This window comes from Micromonospora sp. NPDC000207, assembly GCF_040300925.1.
In the GTDB taxonomy this organism is placed as follows: domain Bacteria; phylum Actinomycetota; class Actinomycetes; order Mycobacteriales; family Micromonosporaceae; genus Micromonospora.
Genome location: NZ_JBEPEQ010000021.1, coordinates 44,219 through 62,875, shown reverse-complemented (window position 1 = coordinate 62,875; position 18,657 = coordinate 44,219). Strand labels below are relative to the sequence as shown.

Sequence of the window (18,657 nt, the reverse complement as noted above, 5' to 3'; positions counted from 1 at the left end):
CGACCCGGGCGGCACCGGGCCGGGGGTCATGGGCGGGGTCCTCGGTCCGGGGGGACCCGAGGCTGCGGGGACGGGTCCGCCGCCGGGGGCCGGGTTGCCCGGCCAGCCCCCCTGCGGCGGGCCCGGTCGACCGTAGGGGGGTGCCGGTTGGGGCGAGCGCTGGGCCGGTGGGGCCGAGGGCGGGCGGCCGGGGGCGGGCGGTGACCAGCCGGCACCGGAGCGGGGGGCGGAGCCGACGGCGGCCGACCCGACCGCAGGCGACGGAGCGGACCAGCCGGGGGCGGCGGGCTGCGGGTACGGCGCGGCCGACGGCCGGGGCTCGAACCGGGGTGGTAGCGGACCGGGTCGTCCCGCCGTCTCTCTCCCGGCCGCCTCCTCGTCACGTTCCGGAGTACCGCCCGTGTAACTAGCCGTCATGATGCCCATGTCCTCCCACAGCGCCCCGGCACACCGCCGACGACGTCCCGCCTAGGCCACCGGCCCGATGGAACGTACCCGCGCGATCGGGCTTTGTCTTCCCCGAAGTCCGACCCTGTCATGCATGGTCAAGTATCGCCGCACTGTGTGGCGGAGTCCGGTCGGGCGGTGTCGGGCCGACACACAGGTACCGGCTGCACCCCGCCCTCCGGGACGCGCACTAGGGTTGTCAGGTGACCGACGAACCACCCCTGCACCGTCGGGCCGCCGAAAGTCGTACGGGAAACGGACCGCACCACCCGTCACCGGCCATACCGGTGGACCCGGACAGCACCCCGACCTCCGGTGGGCCCGTACCCTTGACCGCCCCTCGTGACGGCACCCCCCAGCCGGTGACCACGCCGGAAGAACTCGCCGACGTGGTGGCCCGTTTCGCCGCCGGTACCGGCCCGGTCGCGTTGGACGCCGAACGCGCCTCCGGTTACCGCTACAGCCAACGGGCCTACCTGGTCCAGCTCCGCCGGGCCGGGGCCGGGACGGTGTTGCTCGACCCACTGCCCCTGCCCGACCTGACCAGCCTGGACGCCGCGATCGGCGACGCCGAGTGGGTGCTCCACGCGGCCAGCCAGGACCTGCCCTGCCTCGCCGAGCTGGGGCTGCGCCCACGCCGGCTCTTCGACACCGAACTGGCCGCCCGGCTGGCCGGTTTCGAGCGGGTCGGGCTGGCCGCGCTCACCGAACAGCTCCTCGGCTACAGCCTGGAGAAGCACCACTCGGCGGCGGACTGGTCGAGCCGTCCGCTGCCCGAGTCGTGGCTGACCTACGCCGCGCTCGACGTCGAGATGCTCGTCGACCTGCGTGACGCCCTCGACGCGGAGCTGGACCGGCAGGGCAAGTCGGCCTGGGCGGCAGAGGAGTTCGCCGCGCTGGTCCGCGCCGGTGCCCGGCCGCCCCGGGTGCGCGCCGAGCCCTGGCGGCGTACCTCCGGGATCCATCGGATCCGGGGCGCGCGGGCGCAGGCCCGGGTCCGGTCGATGTGGTACGCCCGGGACCAGATCGCGGCCCGTCGGGACGCCGCCCCGGGTCGGGTGCTGCCCGACTCGGCGATCGTCGCCGCCGCCGAACTCGACCCTCGGGACGAGAAGACGCTGCTGACCCTGCCCGGTTTCGGTGGCCGGTCGGTACGCCGACTGTCCCGGACCTGGTTGGCAGCGCTGGACGAGGCCCGGCTGCTGCCTGACGAGGAGCTGCCGGTGACCCCGGCGGTGGAGGGTCCGCCCCCGCCGCACCGGTGGGCGGAGCGTGATCCGGTGGCGGCGGCCCGGTTGGCCCGCTGCCGTGAGGTGGTGGTCGGGATCGCGGGCGGGCACGACCTCCCCCCGGAGAATCTGATCACCCCCGACTCGGTACGCCGTCTCGCGTGGCAGCCGCCGGAGGAGATCACCGAGGAGACCGTCGCCGAGGTGCTGCGCGGCTTCAACGCCCGCGAGTGGCAGCTCGGTCTGCTGGTCCCCGCCCTGACGGCCGCGCTCCACCCGCCCGGGGAGTGAGTCGATCGAGGGGTTTGCGTCGGCGGGATCGACAGACGTGACGCGAACCCCTCGATCCGGTGGCGCCGGGGGCACCCGCGGGGGTGCGGGCTTGGTTACTGGTGGGTAGCATTCGGGGAAACGCCAGTGCCGGCTAGGAGGCTCCAAGTGCCCCGTGACGTTCGGGAGGTCGTCTTCGTCGACGGCGTCCGCACCCCCTTCGGTAAGGCGGGCGGCATGTACGCCCACACCCGCGCCGACGACCTGGTGGTCCGCTGCATCCGCGAACTGCTCCGCCGCAACCCGCAACTGCCGCCGGAACGGGTCGAGGAGGTGGCGATCGCCGCCACCACGCAGACCGGCGACCAGGGCCTGACCATCGGCCGGACCGCCGCCCTGCTGGCCGGCCTCCCCAAGACCGTGCCCGGGTTCGCCATCGACCGGATGTGCGCCGGCGCGATGACCGCAGTCACCACCGTGGCCGGTGGCATCGCCATGGGCGCCTACGACGTGGCCATCGCCGGTGGGGTCGAGCACATGGGTCGGCACCCGATGGGTGAGGGCGTCGACCCCAACCCGCGGATCCTGGCCGAGAAGCTGGTCGACCCGTCCGCCCTCGTGATGGGGGCCACCGCGGAGAACCTGCACGACCGGGTCCCACACATCACCAAGGCCCGCACCGACGCGTTCGCCCTCGCCTCCCAGCAGCGGACCGCCAAGGCGTACGCCGACGGCAAGCTCCAGGGCGACCTGGTCTCCGTGGCCGTACGCGACCCGGAGGCCGGCTGGGGCCTGGCGGGGGTGGACGAGGCACCCCGGGACACCTCCCTGGAGAAGCTGGCCTCGCTCAAGACCCCGTTCCGCCCACACGGAAAGGTCACCGCCGGGAACGCGGCAGGTCTCAACGACGGGGCCACCGCCAGCCTGATCGCCGCCGAGGAGACCGCCCGTGAGCTGGGCCTGCCGATCGCCATGCGGCTGGTGTCGTACGGCTTCGTCGGGGTGGAACCGGAGGTGATGGGGGTCGGCCCCATCCCCTCCACCGAGAAGGCGTTGCGCATCGCCGGTCTGACCATCGACGACATCGGCCTGTTCGAGCTGAACGAGGCGTTCGCCGTCCAGGTGCTCGCCTTCCTCGACCACTTCGGCCTGGCCGACGACGATCCCCGGGTCAACCAGTGGGGTGGGGCGATCGCCATCGGCCACCCGCTGGCCTCCTCCGGGGTCCGACTGATGACCCAACTCGCCCGCCAGTTCGCCGAGCGTCCGGAGGTCCGCTACGGCCTGACCGCGATGTGCATCGGCATCGGCATGGGCGGCACCGTGATCTGGGAGAACCCCCACTGGGAAGGCAGGGCCCAGTGAGCGCGAGGAATGAGCCGGTCCTGCGAGTCCCGCAGTCGCGAGCCAAGAGGAAAGCCCAGTGAGCGCGAGGAATGAGCCGGTCCTGCGAGTCCCGCAGTCGCGAACGGAAAGGAGAGCCCAGTGACGGCGTTGGCTGCACCGAACGAGGTGGTGACCCGGGCGCTGCTGCGTCGGGTGGACGTACCGGGGCTGGACCGTCCGGTCGCCCTGATCACCCTTGACAACGGACACGACCACACCAAGCCGAACACCCTCGGTCCGGCCGGGCTGACCAGTCTGGACGAGGCGATCACCGCCGCTCTCGCGGCCGATCCGGCGTTCGTGGCGGTCACCGGTAAGCCGTACGTCTTCTGCGTGGGCGCGGACCTGACCAGCCTGCCGCTGTTGCAGGACCGGGACCAGGCGTTGGAGATCGGTCGACTGGGTCACCGGGTCTTCGCCCGGCTGAAGGACAGCACGGTCCCGACCTTCGCCTTCGTCAACGGCGCGGCGATGGGGGGTGGCCTGGAGCTGGCCCTGCACTGCCACTACCGGACGCTGTCGGGAGGGGCGGGCGCGCTGGCCCTGCCGGAGGTGTCCCTGGGGCTGATCCCCGGTTGGGGCGGCACCCAACTGCTGCCGAACCTGGTCGGGATCCCGGCGGCGACCCAGGTGATCCTGCAGAACCCGCTGATGCAGAACAGGATGCTCAAGCCGAAGCAGGCTGCGGAGATGGGCCTCGCTGACGTCCTGCTGGAGCCGGCAGACTTCCTGGAGCGTTCCCTGGAGTGGGCCGCCGGGGTGGTCCGGGGCGAGACCACAGTCACCCGCCCCGAGGTGGACCGGGACATGTGGGCGGGGGTGCTCTACTTCGCCCGACAGACCCTCGACCAGCGGCTGCACGGTGCGGTACCGGCCGCGAACCGGGCACTGGACCTGCTTGAGTCCGCGAAGGACGCCGACTTCGCCACCGGTACCGCCGCCGAGGACGAGGCGTTGGCGGACCTGATCTTCTCGGAGGAGCTGCGCAGCGGCCTGTACGCCTTCGACCTGGTCCAGCGACGCGCCAAGCGGCCAGCCGGGGCGCCGGACAGGGAACTGGCCCGACCGGTGACCAAGGTGGGGATCGTGGGTGCCGGGCTGATGGCCGGTCAGCTCGCGCTCCTGTTCGCCCGTCGACTCCAGGTGCCTGTCGTCCTGACCGACCTGGATCAGGCCCGGGTGGACAAGGGCGTGGCTTACGTGCACACCCAGATCGAGAAGCAGGTCTCCAAGGGCCGAATGGACAAGGGCACCGCCGCCAAGCTGTACGGGTTGATCAGCGGCGCGCCCAAGGCGGAGGCCTTCACCTCGGGCCACTCCTCGTCCTTCGCCGACTGCGACTTCGTCATCGAGGCGGTCTTCGAGGACCTGACGGTCAAGAAGCAGGTCTGGGCCGAGCTGGAGAAGATCGTCGGACCGGAGGCGGTGCTCGCCACGAACACCTCCTCGCTGTCGGTGTCGGCGATGGCGACCGATCTCGAACACCCGCAGCGGTTGGTCGGATTCCACTTCTTCAATCCGGTGGCAGTCCTTCCGCTGCTGGAGATCGTCAGGGGTGACCGGACCGACGACGCCACCCTGGCGACGGCGTTCGCCGTCGGCAAGCAGCTGCGCAAGTCCTGCGTGTTGGTCAGTGACGCCCCGGCCTTCGTGGTCAACCGGCTGCTGACCCGGTTCCTCGGCACGGTCTTCGCCGCAGTGGACGCCGGCACCCCGTTGGAGGTGGCGAACAACGCGTTGGACCCGCTGGGTCTGCCGATGCGTCCGCTGGCCCTGCTCCAACTGGTAGGCCCGGCTGTGGCGTACCACGTGGGGGGCACCCTGCACGCGGCGTTCCCGGACCGCTTCGCGGTCAGCGAGAACCTCAAGCGGATCGCCGAGTCCGGTCGGCCGATCGTCGTCGACGACGAGATCGACCCGGAGGTGGCGTCACTGCTCGTGGTCGGCGACCAACCGCTCACCGCCGAGCAGGTACGCCGCAACGCGCTGGAGGCGCTGGCCCAGGAGATCCGGCTGATGCTCGACGAGGGTGTCGTCGCCGAGGCGCACGACATCGACCTGTGCATGATCCTCGGCGCGGGCTGGCCGTTCCACCTGGGGGGCATCACGCCGTACCTGGACCGGACCGGCACGAGTGAGCGGGTCACCGGCCGGCGGTTCCTCCCGCCCGGGGCGGCGAGCCTGCCCGCCTGATCCGCAGTCGCCGCACCTCGCGGTGGTCGCCCCCGTCCCGGACGGTCGGCGACCACCGCGTCGTCGGTTCCTGGGACGTCGCGGGAAACCCGACCGGTGGGAGACGGCCCGCCCGTTGCCCGGAAGGGACACGGCCCGCCCGTTGCCCGGAAGGGACACGGCCCGTCCGTTGCCCGGAAGGGACACGCGCGCCGGGAGGGAGGCGGTCAGCGTTGCGGGGTGACCGACTGGTCCGTCCCCCGGACCGCCGCCGCCCCGGCGGCGGGCAGCTCGACGGTGACCTCCAGCCCGCCCCCGGACTGGGCGACCACCCGGACGGTACCGGCGTGGGCGTCACAGACCGCCCGGACGATGGACAGCCCCAGCCCCGACCCGCGCGCCCCGGTCCGTTCCCGGCCACCCCGCCGGAACGGTTCGAACAACCCCGGAACGTCGGCCTGGTCCACCTCGAATCCGGTGTTGCCGACCACCAGCCAGGAACGACCGGCCTCCGAGCCGGTCCGGACCCAGATCCGCCCGTGCAGGTGGTTGTAGCGGACCGCGTTCTCGATCAGGTTCCCGGCCAACCGGTCGAGCAGGCCGGGGTCGCCGACGACCGGGGCGTGCGCCAGGTCGGTCTGCACCGTCAGTCCGATCCGCTCCACCTCCCGCCGGACCGCCGACAGGGCGTTGGCGGTGCCCTGGGCGAGGTCGCACTCGGAGCGCCGGCCGAGCGGCCGACCGGCCTGGGCCTCGCTGCGGGCGAGCACCAGCAGCGCGTCCACCAGGCCGTTGGCCCGTTCGGAGGCGTCCCGGACCACTGTGGCCATCCGGCGGTACTCACCGGTGTCCGCCTCGTCGTCGCTGAGGGTGACGTCGATCTCGGTACGCATCACCGCCAACGGCGTCCGTAGCTCGTGGGAGGCGTTGGCGACGAACCGCTTCTGCGTCTCGAACGACTCGGTGAGCCGGTCCAGCATCGCGTCGAAGGTCTTGGCCAGCTCGGCGACCTCGTCGTCGGCACCGGAGTAGCCGATCCGCTGGTCGAGGGTGGCCTCGCCGAGCCGCCGGGCGGTGGCGGTCACCTGGTGCAGTGGGCGCAGGGCCCGACCGGCGACCGCGTACGCCCCGGCCACCCCGACGATGCTGATGCCGACCAGGGCGAGCAGTCCGGTGACCACCAGTTCCCGGGAGGCCGCGTCGGTGAGCTGCTGCTCCCACTGCACCGCGTCCAGGGTCCGGCCGTCGGCCAGGGTCACGGTGCTGCCCGGGGCCAGTTGGTCGGTCAGCTGCGCGCCGTCCCGGACCAGCAGCCAGGCCAGGAACATCAGGATCGCTCCGGTGCTGACCAGCAGCACCCCGTTGAGCAGGGTGAGTCGCAGCCGCAGGGTCGGGCGGATCCGGGGTCGCCGGATCACGCCGGCACCTCGGCCGTGCGGTACCCCGCGCCGACCACCGTCTCGATCAGCGGCGGATCACCGAGCTTCTTGCGCAGGGTCATCACGGTGACCCGGACGATCGTGGTGAACGGGTCGGTGTTGGCGTCCCAGACCCGTTCCAGCAGCTCCTCGCTGGAGACCACCGCTCCCCGCGCCTTGAGGAGTTCGGCAAGCACCCCGAACTCCTTGTTCGTCAGCTCCACCGGGGTACCGCCCCGGGTCACCACCCGCCGGGCCGGGTCGAGCACCAGGTCGGCGAGCTCGAACACCGGGGGCGCTGCCGGGGTGGCCCGCCGCCCCAGGGCCATCACCCGGGCGACCAGCTCGTCGAAGGCGAACGGCTTCGGCAGGTAGTCGTCGGCGCCGAGTTGGAGCCCCTCGACCCGGTCGGCCACCGTGCCGCTGGCGGTGAGCATCAACACCCGGGTCAGGGCACCGGAGGCGGCCACCTCGGCGCAGATCTGGTCCCCGTGCACCCCGGGCAGGTCACGGTCGAGGACGATCACGTCGTACCTGGTGACGAAGGCGGCCTCGTGCCCGCTGTCGCCGTCGTACGCGACGTCCACCGCCATGCCCCGTTTACGCAGTCCCCGCGCGATCGCGTCGGCGAGGTTGCGCTCGTCCTCCACCACCAGCACCCGCATCCGGGCCACCTCCAAACGCTGCGCCTGGAGACAACCTAGTGGGACCCGCCGATCCGACGGACGCGGGCCGACCGGTGCGGTCAGGTCACGCCTGTACGATGGCCCGTCGTGGCTGTGCCGGTGGTAAATCCCTCGTTGAACGCAAAGACCAGATCCGCCCCGGGTGGACCCGACACGACCGATTCACCCCGGCGGCTACGCCGGCTGAATCGAGCCGACACACTGGCCATCGGAGCCTACGTGTTGTTGGGCGTCTTCGTGTGCCTGAACTACTGGGTGGACGTCCAACAGCGGGTCTCGTCCCACCTACCGACAGACCACAGCTGGTTCGAGTGGCTCTTCTCGCACGGCGCCTACTCGCTGCGGAACCTGGAGAACCCGCTGTTCAGCAGCCGTCAGAACGCCCCCGACGGGGTGAACATGATGGCCAACACCTCAATGCTGGGGGTGACCCTGCCGCTGGCGCCGGTCACCTGGCTGTTCGGCCCGCAGGTGACGTACGCCCTCTATCTGGGCGGCGCGCTGGCCGCCACGGCGGGCACCTCGTACTGGATGCTCTCCCGCTACCTGGTGCGGTCCCGGATGGGGGCGTTCATCGGTGGCGCGTTCCTCGGGTTCGCCCCGGGTGTGGTGCACCACGCCAACGGTCAGCCCAACTTCGTGTCGAACTTCCTGCTCCCGCTGATCTTCGTCCGGGTACTCCGGCTCGGTGAGCCGGGGCGGTGGCGACGCAACGGGATCGTGCTCGGCCTCCTCGTCGCGTACCAGGTGTTCATCAACGAGGAGATGCTGCTGCTCACCGCGTTGGCCTGCCTGGTCGTCGTGGTGGCGTACGCGGTGCAGCGCCCGGCGGAGGCCCGCGCCCGGGCCGGGACCTTCCTGGCCGGGCTCGGCACCGGTGGTGCGCTGACCCTGCTGCTGACCGGGTACGCGATCTGGTTCCAGTTCAACGGCCCGCAGTCGTCACGGGGCCTGCAGGACGGGGTCTTCCACAGTTGGGGCGAGGACCTCGCCGCGTTCGTCACGTTCCCCCGGGACACCCTCGCCGGGGACCCGGCGGTGGAGCAGACCATCGGTCTCACCGAGCAGAACTCCTGGTTCGGGTGGCCGGTGGTGGTGGTGTCGGTGCTCGCGCTGGTGCTGCTGTGGCGGCGGTCGTTGACGGCCCGGATCCTCGGGATCGTGGCGGTCCTGTTCGCCTTCCTCTCCCTCGGCCCGCGCCTGCGGGTGGGGGGAACCGTGACCGAGATCCCCGGCCCCTGGGAGTACATCCCGAGCAGCATGCCGCTGGTCGAGATGATGATGCCGACCCGGTTGGCCCTGGTGACCACCGGTGCGCTCGGGGTCCTGCTGGCGCTGGCCTGGGAGGCGGTCTCCCGCCACGGCGGCCCGGGGGCTGCCGTCCCCGCGCCCCGGACCCCGCAGGACGACTCCACCGGGCCCGAGGCCGGGGAGGCCGCCGAGCCGGCCCCTGCCGACGGTCCGCGCCGCCGGTGGGTCCGCCCGGTCGGCTTCGCGGCGATCGCGCTCGCCGTGCTGCCCCTGTTCCCCCGGCCGCTGCCGGCCGAGCACATCGACCTTCCGCCCCGGTTCATCATGTCCGGTGCCTGGCAGGAGTACGTCCCAGACGGCCGGACCCTGGTGCCGGTGCCGATCCCCAGCAACGTCCACGGCCTGACCACGTTGCGGTGGAGCGCCCTGACCCAGCACGAGTTCCCGATCCCGGCCGGTTACTTCATCGGCCCGGGCCTGGAGAACGAGGGGATGTTCGGTGCCCCGAACCGGCCGACCAGCACCCTGATCTACGCCACCATGGACTCGGGTGAGGTGCCGGAGCTGACCGACGAGAACCGTCGGCAGGCCGCAGAGGATCTGCGCTACTGGAAGGCCTCGGTGGTGGTCCTCGGCGAGCACCCGCGCGAGGCGGTGCTCCGCGACCTGATGGCCAACCTGCTCGGCGCCCCGCCGCAGCGGGTCGACGACGTCTGGCTCTGGGAGGTCTCAGACTGACAGACGGCCAGGGCCCCCGATCCGAGGTGAGGATCGGGGGCCCTGGCCGTTCGGCCGTCAGTCCGGGCCGGCCGTCAGTCCGGCCCGGTCGGGTTCGTCCGGGCCGGCTGTCGTCCGGGTCAGTCGTTCGTCTGGGTCAGCGGACGGACGTCCCAGATCCAGACGTCGAGTTCCTGCCGGGCCGGGCCGACAATCTGCTCGACGGTCTGCTTCAGCGGCTCGACGTTGGGCTGCCCCTCCGGCAGGACCAGGATGGCCGAGTTCCAGTACCGCAGTTCGTCGAGGGAGCGCCGACGCTCCCGGTCGTCGAGCTTGGGCGTACGGCCGGTCCGGGACACCTCCTCCAGGAGCGACCCCATCCCGCTCGGCCGACCGCCGAAGCGGCCCGCATCGCCGGTGTTGGCGTTGCGAGGTGCCAGGAAGTATCCGCCGGGAATCTTGAAGTCGAGGTTGGTGGAGGCGGCCCACCGCATGCCGTGGGTGTTGCCCATGCTGGGGACCGGGATCGGCACCAGGGTCTGCTCCGCGCTGACGTACTCCCGCCAGCGGTCGGAGGTGATGAACTCCGGCACCGGGGGACGCGTGGTCATCTTCAGCGGCATCGGGGCGATCGGGAGCAGCGCCAGGACCAACCCGGAGGCGGCGAGCGTCCGCAGGGTCCTCGGGTCGGCGACCTTGAGCGCCCGGACCCGCTCGGCGGCGATCGCCAGCAGGACGCCGATCACCACTGTCGTGATCATGCCGAACCGGGTGGGCACCACCGCGTCGAGCAGCGGCAGCCGGACCAGCAGCTCCCACGGGCCGGGGATCAGCTCCCGGTCCCACCAGGTGATCCGCTCGCCCAGGGAGAGGATCACGAAGAACAGACCGGTGGCGGCGAGCGCCCGTACGATCATCTCCCGCCGCAGCCAGACGACGATGCCGACGGCGATCAGCGCCAGGCTCCACCCGAAGAAGGCGTTCTCCTCGGAGTAGTTCGGGGCGAGGTTGACGTTGGCCCGCCGGTCCCCGCCCAACGTCGGGGAGCCCTGGGCGACCAGCGCCGCGATGTCGTTGCCGTAGTCCTGCACCGCCGAGCTGAGCCCGTGGTACGCCATCGGACCGGCGAACTGGATGTAGAGCGGGTACGCCAGCAGGGACCCGGCGACCACGCTGCAGGTCAGCACGGCCTTGCCCAGGGGACGCCACGCGGCGCTCCACATCCCCGGTCGCTGGACCACCACTGCGATGAGGAAGATCCCGCAGGCCATCGCGGTGAAGAGCAGGATCTCCTCGTTGATGAAGGCCTGCCAGACCACCAGGAGGCCGAGGATCGCCCCGTCCCGCCAGGGGCGGGTGGTCCGGGTGATCACCAGGACCCGCCAGACGATGAAGGGCAGCAGCCACTGGCTGATGATGTTCGGGTGCCAGCTGGCGTGCGACAGCATCGCCGGGGAGAAGCCGCAGAACCAGCCGCCGACGGCGGCGGCGAGCGGGCTGCGGACCACGTGCCGGGACAGCACGTAGTACCAGGCGAAGGCGGTCCCGGAGAGCGCCAGCGTGATCAGCAGGACGAAGGTCACCGCCGGCCCGAACAGCAGGGTGATCGGCACCATCGGGATCCCGAGCGCGAGGATGGCCGTGTTGGCCATCAGGTTCACGCCGTCGGGGTAGTTGAACTGGTCGGTGTAGAACGGGAACTCCCCGTGCAGCACCACCCGCACCGAGTGGGCGAGGAAGAACTGCACCTGGGCGGGGTCGCTGACGTACAGCGACGCGACCCGACCGGCCGGGTCGACCCAGATCTGACTTGTCACCCAGACGGCGGCGAGCAGGAACACCGCGTACGCGGCCAGATCCCGGCGGCGGCGGTTGTGCCACCAGGGACGTTTGCCGCCGTCGGAGTCCGACCGGTCGGCGGCCCCCCGTTCCGGTACCGCAGCCGGTACGGCCCGACCGTCGACACCGTCACGTTCAGTGATCGGTTCGACGACGGTTCGGGGTTTGGTGTCCAGCGAGGCGGCACGGGTCTCGGCAGGCGTCACAGTCGGCGGAGTCTACCCGAGGGCGAACCCGGCAAAACCTGCCGGTCCAGGTCCATTGTGGCCGGTTGTGGCGTCAGCACACTCACCGTCGGCGATCGACCCGAGGGGGCGCGGGCGCTTGACCGGACATCTCGTACTATGTGGCTTCCGCACACGACCGGCGAGACGATCGGGGGCGTAACAGGTGGCTCAGATCCGCCGATTCGGCATGACGGCCACCCTGCTGACACTGCTGCTAGCCGCCACGGCGTGCGGCCCCGACACCGAACGGTACCGGGCCGACCTGCGAGTCGGATTCGACAGCCTCGACGGCGACCTGGAGGTCTGGCCCGCCCGGGGTTCCCTGGCCGGCGACGGCCCGGCGACCAACCGGATCACCGAGGCCGTCCGCGCCTGGCGGTCCCCCATCGACGACCGGGCCCACCTGCCCACCTCGGGGATCCTCTACTCCGGCGAGGTCGACCAGGGGCGGATCGCCCTGGTCGCCGCCGACGTGCCCGGTGAGTCCGCGTCCTGGCTGCTGCAACTGCGCGCCGACGGCGACCGGTACACCGTCGAGCGGGCCACCGAGTACACCGACCCGGGCTATCTGATCTACGCCGACCTCCTTCCGGTCCACACCGACCAGGGCCGCCGTTACCTGACCTCCGGTCGGGTCGAGCGGGTGCTGGGACCGAACGGCCGCGCCGTCGAGCAGACCGACGGGCTCACCGCGACGGTGAAGATCGCGGACTGCGAGGCCGCGCCGTTGACACTGACCCTGCGGGCCACCGAGTCGCTGCCCCGTGGTCGGGCCGCCGACCGCCTGGTCGACCTCGGTACGGCCACCACCGACCCCCGCTATCCCCTGGTCCGGGACGAGGGTGGAACGGGTCGGCGGGCGCTGACCGGGTTGGACACCTGCGTCCTGGCCGACCGGGAGGGACCCTTCGGCAGCATCCCGCGCCGGATCGGCGACCGGGACGCACCCCGCTCGGTCCCCGCCTCCTGGCCGATGCAGAAGATCAGCGCGCGTTCCCTCGGCGAGGTCTCCCTCGGCGGTGGTGACCGGGGCAAGCTGGAGCAGTTGACCTGGGAGACCGACGCGGGCGCGATGACCGCTGTGGTCTACCGTCCGGCCTCCGACGGCGCCCCGGTGGTCTCCCGCGCCGACCGGGCCAACCCGCTCCAGGCGTACGTCCTGCCGGTGCCGGGTCAGCCGCTGGTCGTACTGACCTGGCGGGACCAGCAGGACAGCACCCTGGCCGTCCCGCCGAACACCCCGCGTCTGGTCGACCGGGCCGGTCTGGTGGTGATCCCGGAGCCGGAGGGCAGGGAGACGTTCAGCCTCGCCGAGCCCGAGCGCACCTACTACCGCTCCGTCGGCGGTCGCTGACCGCACCCACGGGCAGCGCCCCGGGGCGGCTACCGGGCTGCCTCTCCTCCCCCGGACGACCCGGGTGGATCACCCCAGCCCTCCACGGAGGCGAACGACCCGGGTTCCACGGACCCGAACGGACCCCGTGTCGACCACGGGGTCGGCGGCGCTTCCGATGTGCCAGGAAGGCCACCGCCCCCACGATCGACACGGGGTCGGACGGGGTCAGTTCTGCTGGGCGGGGAGCCGGACCGGCTCGTCGGAGCGGGAGTCCAGGCCGGAGATCCAGCCGGTGACGTCGCGGGCCACGTCCTGAGCGGTGAGGCGCAGGTCGGCGAGGATCTGGCTGCGGCTGCCGTGCGGATGCCACTGCGCCGGTACGCCCAGGTCACGCAGGGGCACCCGGACGTCGGCGTCCCGCATCGCCTGGCCCAGGGCGTCGCCGACCCCGCCGACGCGTACCCCGTCCTCGACGGTGACCACGAGCCGGTGCCGGGAGGCCAGGTCGACCAGCTCGGCCGGGACCGGACGGACCCAACGCGGGTCGACCACGGTCACCCCGTACCCCTGCTCGGCGACCCGGGTGGCGACCTCCATGCCCAGCTGGCCGAAGGAGCCCACGGCGACCAGGAGCACGTCGGTACGGGCCGACTCGGCCAACACGTCGACGGTGCCGACCCGGCGGACCGCCGGCAGGTCGGCGGCGACCGCCCCGGTCGGGAAGCGCACGATGGTCGGGCCGTCGTCGACGGCGACCGCCTCGCGCAGCTCCTCCCGGAGGGTGGCGGCGTCCCGGGGAGCGGCGATCCGCAGCCCGGGGACCACCCCGAAGACCGACATGTCCCAGATGCCATAGTGGCTGGGTCCGTCGGGGCCGGTGATCCCGGCCCGGTCCAGGACGAAGGTGACGGGCAGCCCGTGCATCGCCACGTCCAGCAGGACCTGGTCGAAGGCCCGGTTCAGGAAGGTGGCGTAGACAGCCACCACCGGGTGCAGTCCACCGAGGGCCAGCCCGGCCGCCGAGGTGGCGGCGTGCTGCTCGGCGATGCCCACGTCGTAGGTGCGCTCCGGGTACTTGCGGGCCAGCTTCGCGATCCCGGTCGGCTCGGCCATCGCGGCGGTGATCCCCACCACGTCGGGGCGCTCGTCGGCGATCGCGACCAGCTCGTCGGCGAAGACGTGGGTCCACTTCACCGCCGGTGCGGCGGTGACCTTGCCGGTGGCGATGTCGAACGCCCCCGGGCCGTGGAAGCAGTCCGCCTCGTCCTGCTCGGCGGGGCGGTAGCCGTACCCCTTACGGGTGACGGCGTGCACGATCACCGGGCCGCCGAAGCTCTTCGCCGCGCGCAGGGCCGACTCGACGGCGCCCACGTCGTGCCCGTCGACCGGGCCGACGTACTTGATGCCCAGGTCCTCGAACATCGCCTGCGGGGCGACGGCGTCCTTGAGCCCCTTCTTGACGGCGTGCAGGACCTCGTACATCGGACGGCCGACCAGGGGGGTGGAGCCCAGGGCGTCCTTGACGGTGTCCAGGACCTTCTCGTAGCTCGGGTTGAGCCGCAGCGAGGAGAGGTGGTCGGCCAGCCCGCCGATGGTCGGGGCGTACGACCGGCCGTTGTCGTTGACCACGATGACCAGCGGGTTGCGGGCGGCGGCGATGTTGTTCAACGCCTCCCAGCACATGCCCCCGGTCAACGCGCCGTCGCCGACGACCGCCACCACGCTGCGCTGCTCACCCCGCAGGGCGTACGCCTTGGCGAGTCCGTCGGCGTAGGACAGGGCGGTGGAGGCGTGCGAGTTCTCGATGAGGTCGTGTTCGCTCTCCGCCTGGCTCGGGTAGCCGGACAGCCCGCCGCGCTGCCGCAGACTGTCGAACCCGGCCTGCCGCCCCGTGACGATCTTGTGGACGTACGCCTGGTGGCCGGTGTCGAACAGGAGCCGGTCCCGGGGAGAGTCGAAGACCCGGTGCAGGGCGAGGGTCAGCTCCACCACACCCAGGTTGGGGCCGATGTGACCGCCGGTGCGCGACACCTTGGCGACCAGGAAGTCACGGATCTCGGCACTGAGAATGTCCAGGTCCTCGGCGGACATCCGCTTGACGTCCTGCGGACCACGCACGGTGGCCAACAGCCCGCCCTGGTTGGCCGTGCCCTCATCAACACTCATGACCGCAGAGTCTATCGGCCCGGCGACACGGTGCAGTCCGGGTGGAAATCACCCGGACACCACCCTGCGCAGAAGTCCGACGCATTCCACGTGCTGGGTCATCGGAAACAGGTCGAAGCCACGCAGGGCGGTCAGCCGCCAACCGAGCGCCGCGAAGGTCCGGACGTCCCGGGCGAAGGCCGCCGGATCGCAGGCGACGTACGCCACCGCCCGGGGTCCGGCCGCGGCCAGCGCCTCGACCACTGCGGCCCCGGCACCGGTCCGGGGTGGGTCGAGGACCACCAGGTCGACCGGTCCGGTGATCCGACGACGGGCCAGGGCGGTCTCCACCCGGGCGGCGACCACCTCCACGGAGGGCAGGTCCCGCAGGTTCTCCCGGGCGGCGGCCACCCCCTGCTCGGCCGCCTCGACCAGGGTGATCCGGGTGTCCGGGCCGACCCGGGCGGCCAGCGCGGCGGCGAACAGGCCCGCCCCGCCGTAGAGGTCCCATACGGACTCCCCCGGCTGCGGGTCGAGCAGTTCCAGGACGGCGTCGACGAGGGTGTCCGCCGCCGCCGGGTGGACCTGCCAGAAGGCGTCGGCCGGCACCTCCCACCGCCGTCCGGCGGCCTCCTCCCGGACCGTCGTCGGCCCCTGCACCGGGGTCGGGACGCCCTGGGCGACGGTGGCGACGCTGACCTGCCCGTCTGCGGCGGCGACCGTCTCCACCGTCTCGGCCTGCGGCCACCGGGCGTCGCCGAGCACGGGCAGCTGCTGGATCGCCGGGTGTGCGATGAGACACCGCTCGATCGGTACCACCTCGTGGGACCGGTGCTTGAGCAGCCCGGCCCGGTCGGCGGCGTCGACGGCGTAGCGCACCCGGGACCGCCAGCCCAGCGGTCCGCCGGGCAGCGCCTCGACAGCGACTCCCAACCGGTCGATGTCGGCCTCGGTGAGCCCGCCCAGCCGGGTCAGCTGTTCCCGGACCACAGTCGCCTTCCAGGACAGCTGCGCGGCGGGGTCGACGTGCTGGAGGTCGCAGCCCCCGCAGCCGCCCGGCACCGCGTACCGGCAGGGGGCCTCGACCCGGTCGGCGGAGGGCTCCAGGACCGTCACCGCGTCGGCTCGGACGAACGCCTTGTGCACCTCGGTGACCTCGGCGACCACCCGCTCACCGGGGAGGGCGTGCCGGACGAAGACCACCTGCCCGTCCACCCGGGCCACGCAGTGCCCGCCGGGGGCCACCGCGTCCACTGTCAGCTCGATCCGCTGCGCCTCGGTCAACCCCGACCGGTTCGCGTCGTCGGCCGGACGGCTCCGGTCGGCGTGGCGAGGGTCGGGCACGGTCTCAGTCACGCAGTCCTCCGAGGCGTTCGCCGGGCTGGTCGGGGTCGGTCGGTTCGGCCGGGGGAGGCAGGGTGCTGCGGGGGGCCACCCGTGGACCCCGGGGCGGCCCCTGGCTCAGGGCCGCGTCGAGCCGGTCGAGGTTCTTGCCGGCGGTCGAGGCGAGCTGCCAGGGGACGCTTGTCACCATCACCCCGGGCTCGAAGAGCAGCCGCCCCTTGAGTCGCAGGGCGCTCTGGTTGTGCAGCAGGTTCTCCCACCACCGTCCGACAACGTACTCGGGGATGAAGACCGTGACCACGTCGCGCGGCGACTCCCGCCTGGTGGAGGCGACGAAGTTGAGGATCGGCCTGGTGATCTCCCGGTACGGGGAGTCGACGACCGTCAGCGCGACGGGCAGCTCCCGCCGCTCCCACTCCTGCTGGAGCTGTCGGGTGTCGGACTCGTCGACGTTGACCGTGACAGCGGTGAGCGTGTCCGGCCGGGTGGCCCGGGCGTACGCCAACGCCCGCAGGGTGGGCTGGTGGAGCTTGCTCACCAGCACGATGGCGTGGTTGCGGGCGGGAAGGACGGGGCGGCCCTCGTCCGGGGTCAGCTCCACGGCGACCCGGTCGTAGTGCCGCCGGATGCCCACCATCAACGCGTACATCAGGGCCATCGCGGCGATCGCGATCCACGCACCGAGCAGGAACTTGGTCAACAGGACGATGATCAGGACGGTGCCGGTCAGCACCAGACCGAACGCGTTTATCGCCCGGGACCGGATCATCCGTTGGCGGGCCTGCGGGTCCCGTTCGGTCCGCAGGTGCCGGTTCCAGTGCCGGATCATGCCGGCCTGGGAGAGGGTGAAGGAGACGAAGACGCCGACGATGTAGAGCTGGATGAGTTTCGTCACCTCGGCCTGGAACCCGACGATCAGCACCACGGCGAAGACCGCCAGGAACAGGATCCCGTTGGAGAAGGCCAGCCGGTCGCCCCGGGTGTGCAGCTGCCGGGGCAGGTAGCGGTCCTGGGCGAGGATCGAGCCGAGGACCGGGAAGCCGTTGAACGCGGTGTTCGCGGCCAGGAAGAGGATCAACGCGGTCACCCCGGCCACCACGTACAGCAGGACCGAACCGGCGCCGAAGACCGTCTCGCCGAGCTGGGTGGTGACCGTCTTCTGGACGTACCCGTCGGGGCCGTCGACGATCTGCAGGGCCGGATTCTCCACGAACTGGAGCCCGGTCAGTCGGGCCAGCCAGATGATCCCGACGAGCATGGTGACCGCCACGGTGCCGAGCAGCAGCAGGGTGGTCGCCGCGTTGCGGCTCTTGGGCTTCCTGAACGCCGGTACGCCGTTGGAGATCGCCTCCACCCCGGTCAGCGCGGCGCAGCCGGAGGAGAAGGTCCGCAGCAGCAGGAAGATCAGGGCGAATCCGGTGACGGTGTGCTCGGCCTGGATCTCCAGGTCGGCGCTGGGGGCACGCAGGTCGTGACCGAGGACGAAGATCCGGATCAGTCCGGTGACGATCATCCCGATGATCACGATCATGAACCCGTAGGTGGGGATCGCGAACAGGTTGCCCGACTCGCGCAGCCCCCGCAGGTTGAGCGCGGTCAGCACGACCACGGCGAGGACCGCGATGAGCACCTTGTGCTCGGCGACGAAGGGCACCACCGAGCCGAGGTTGGCCACCCCGGAGGAGACCGACACGGCGACGGTCAGCACGTAGTCGACGAGCAGGGCGCTGGCCACCCCGAGACCGGCCCGGGGGCCGAGGTTGACGGTGGCCACCTCGTAGTCCCCGCCGCCCGAGGGGTAGGCGTGCACCGTCTGCCGGTAACTGGCCACCACAGTCAGCATGACCACCACGACGGCCAGGGCGATCCACGGAGAGAAGAAGTACGCGGACGCGCCCGCGATGGAGAGCGTCAGCAGGATCTCGTCGGGTGCGTACGCGACGCTGGACAACGCGTCGGAGGCGAAGACGGGCAGCGCCACGCGCTTGGGCAACAGGGTGTGCTGGAGGCGGTCGGACCGGAACGGTCGACCGAGAAGCAGACGCTTCACCAGTGAGGTGGGACGGGCCACGAGCGCCAAGAGTACGACGCGCCATCTGTCGATGGTGGGGGGTGGGGGACGGTGTGATGCAGGCGGAGTACCGTCGGGTCCGCGCCGGCGGCCAGGACGAGACAGGTTCGCAGACGACG

11 protein-coding genes are annotated in these 18,657 nt (G+C 71.8%); 5 read left to right on the top strand and 6 right to left on the bottom strand.

The genetic code is table 11. The annotated features are described in order from the left end of the window. Nucleotides 1-650: 650 nt before the first annotated feature. The 3 genes from ABT336_RS07880 to ABT336_RS07870 all read left to right on the top strand — a co-directional run bounded on the left by ABT336_RS07880 (nucleotide 651) and on the right by ABT336_RS07870 (nucleotide 5,525). A complete protein-coding gene (locus tag ABT336_RS07880; RefSeq protein WP_350895751.1) occupies nucleotides 651-1,967 on the top strand; it encodes an HRDC domain-containing protein in 1,317 nt (438 codons plus the stop codon). Between the two features lie 147 nt (nucleotides 1,968-2,114). Continuing rightward, nucleotides 2,115-3,311, top strand: a complete 1,197-nt coding sequence (locus ABT336_RS07875) for a thiolase family protein (protein WP_350895750.1) — start codon at nucleotides 2,115-2,117, stop codon at nucleotides 3,309-3,311. A 120-nt stretch (nucleotides 3,312-3,431) separates the two neighbouring features. After that, nucleotides 3,432-5,525 carry a 3-hydroxyacyl-CoA dehydrogenase NAD-binding domain-containing protein gene (locus ABT336_RS07870; RefSeq protein ID WP_350895749.1) on the top strand — a complete coding sequence of 698 codons (2,094 nt, stop codon included), beginning with the start codon at nucleotides 3,432-3,434 and terminating at the stop codon, nucleotides 5,523-5,525. A gap of 206 nt (nucleotides 5,526-5,731) precedes the next feature. Here ABT336_RS07870 and ABT336_RS07865 read toward each other — a convergent pair whose 3' ends face one another. Both ABT336_RS07865 and ABT336_RS07860 read right to left on the bottom strand, forming a co-directional pair. After that, on the bottom strand, nucleotides 5,732-6,922 hold the full coding sequence (locus ABT336_RS07865) for a sensor histidine kinase (RefSeq protein ID WP_350895748.1): 1,191 nt from the start codon (nucleotides 6,920-6,922) through the stop codon (nucleotides 5,732-5,734). After that, nucleotides 6,919-7,587 (bottom strand): response regulator transcription factor, encoded by a 669-nt coding sequence (locus ABT336_RS07860; RefSeq protein WP_350895747.1) that lies wholly within the window; start codon nucleotides 7,585-7,587, stop codon nucleotides 6,919-6,921. The genes ABT336_RS07865 and ABT336_RS07860 overlap by 4 nt, the downstream gene beginning before the upstream one ends. Before the next feature lie 135 nt (nucleotides 7,588-7,722). Between ABT336_RS07860 and ABT336_RS07855 the strand changes: the two genes are divergently transcribed. Continuing rightward, on the top strand, nucleotides 7,723-9,597 hold the full coding sequence (locus ABT336_RS07855) for a DUF6311 domain-containing protein (protein ID WP_350895758.1): 1,875 nt from the start codon (nucleotides 7,723-7,725) through the stop codon (nucleotides 9,595-9,597). Between the two features lie 119 nt (nucleotides 9,598-9,716). On the opposite strand, the gene ABT336_RS07850 is transcribed toward ABT336_RS07855, so the two are convergent. Further along, complete coding sequence (locus tag ABT336_RS07850; RefSeq protein WP_350895746.1) at nucleotides 9,717-11,621, bottom strand: DUF6311 domain-containing protein; 1,905 nt, start codon at nucleotides 11,619-11,621, stop codon at nucleotides 9,717-9,719. Nucleotides 11,622-11,829: 208 nt separating this feature from the next. On the opposite strand from ABT336_RS07850, the gene ABT336_RS07845 reads away from it, so the two are divergent. Beyond that, the gene (locus ABT336_RS07845) at nucleotides 11,830-12,996 is read left to right on the top strand and encodes a hypothetical protein (RefSeq protein WP_502891129.1); all 1,167 of its coding nucleotides are present in this window, start codon (nucleotides 11,830-11,832) and stop codon (nucleotides 12,994-12,996) included. Nucleotides 12,997-13,203: 207 nt separating this feature from the next. Here the strand turns inward: ABT336_RS07845 and dxs are convergent, their stop codons facing one another. Genes dxs through ABT336_RS07830 form a run of 3 tightly spaced genes read right to left on the bottom strand, consistent with a single transcriptional unit; the run spans nucleotide 13,204 to nucleotide 18,538 of the window. Further along, nucleotides 13,204-15,144, bottom strand: coding sequence for a 1-deoxy-D-xylulose-5-phosphate synthase (gene dxs, locus ABT336_RS07840; RefSeq protein WP_350895744.1), 1,941 nt, complete (start codon nucleotides 15,142-15,144; stop codon nucleotides 13,204-13,206). Nucleotides 15,145-15,192: 48 nt separating this feature from the next. Continuing rightward, nucleotides 15,193-16,467, bottom strand: a complete 1,275-nt coding sequence (locus ABT336_RS07835; RefSeq protein ID WP_502891130.1) for a class I SAM-dependent RNA methyltransferase — start codon at nucleotides 16,465-16,467, stop codon at nucleotides 15,193-15,195. A gap of 4 nt (nucleotides 16,468-16,471) precedes the next feature. Further along, nucleotides 16,472-18,538, bottom strand: a complete 2,067-nt coding sequence (locus tag ABT336_RS07830; RefSeq protein ID WP_350895742.1) for an APC family permease — start codon at nucleotides 18,536-18,538, stop codon at nucleotides 16,472-16,474. Nucleotides 18,539-18,657 lie beyond the last annotated feature (119 nt).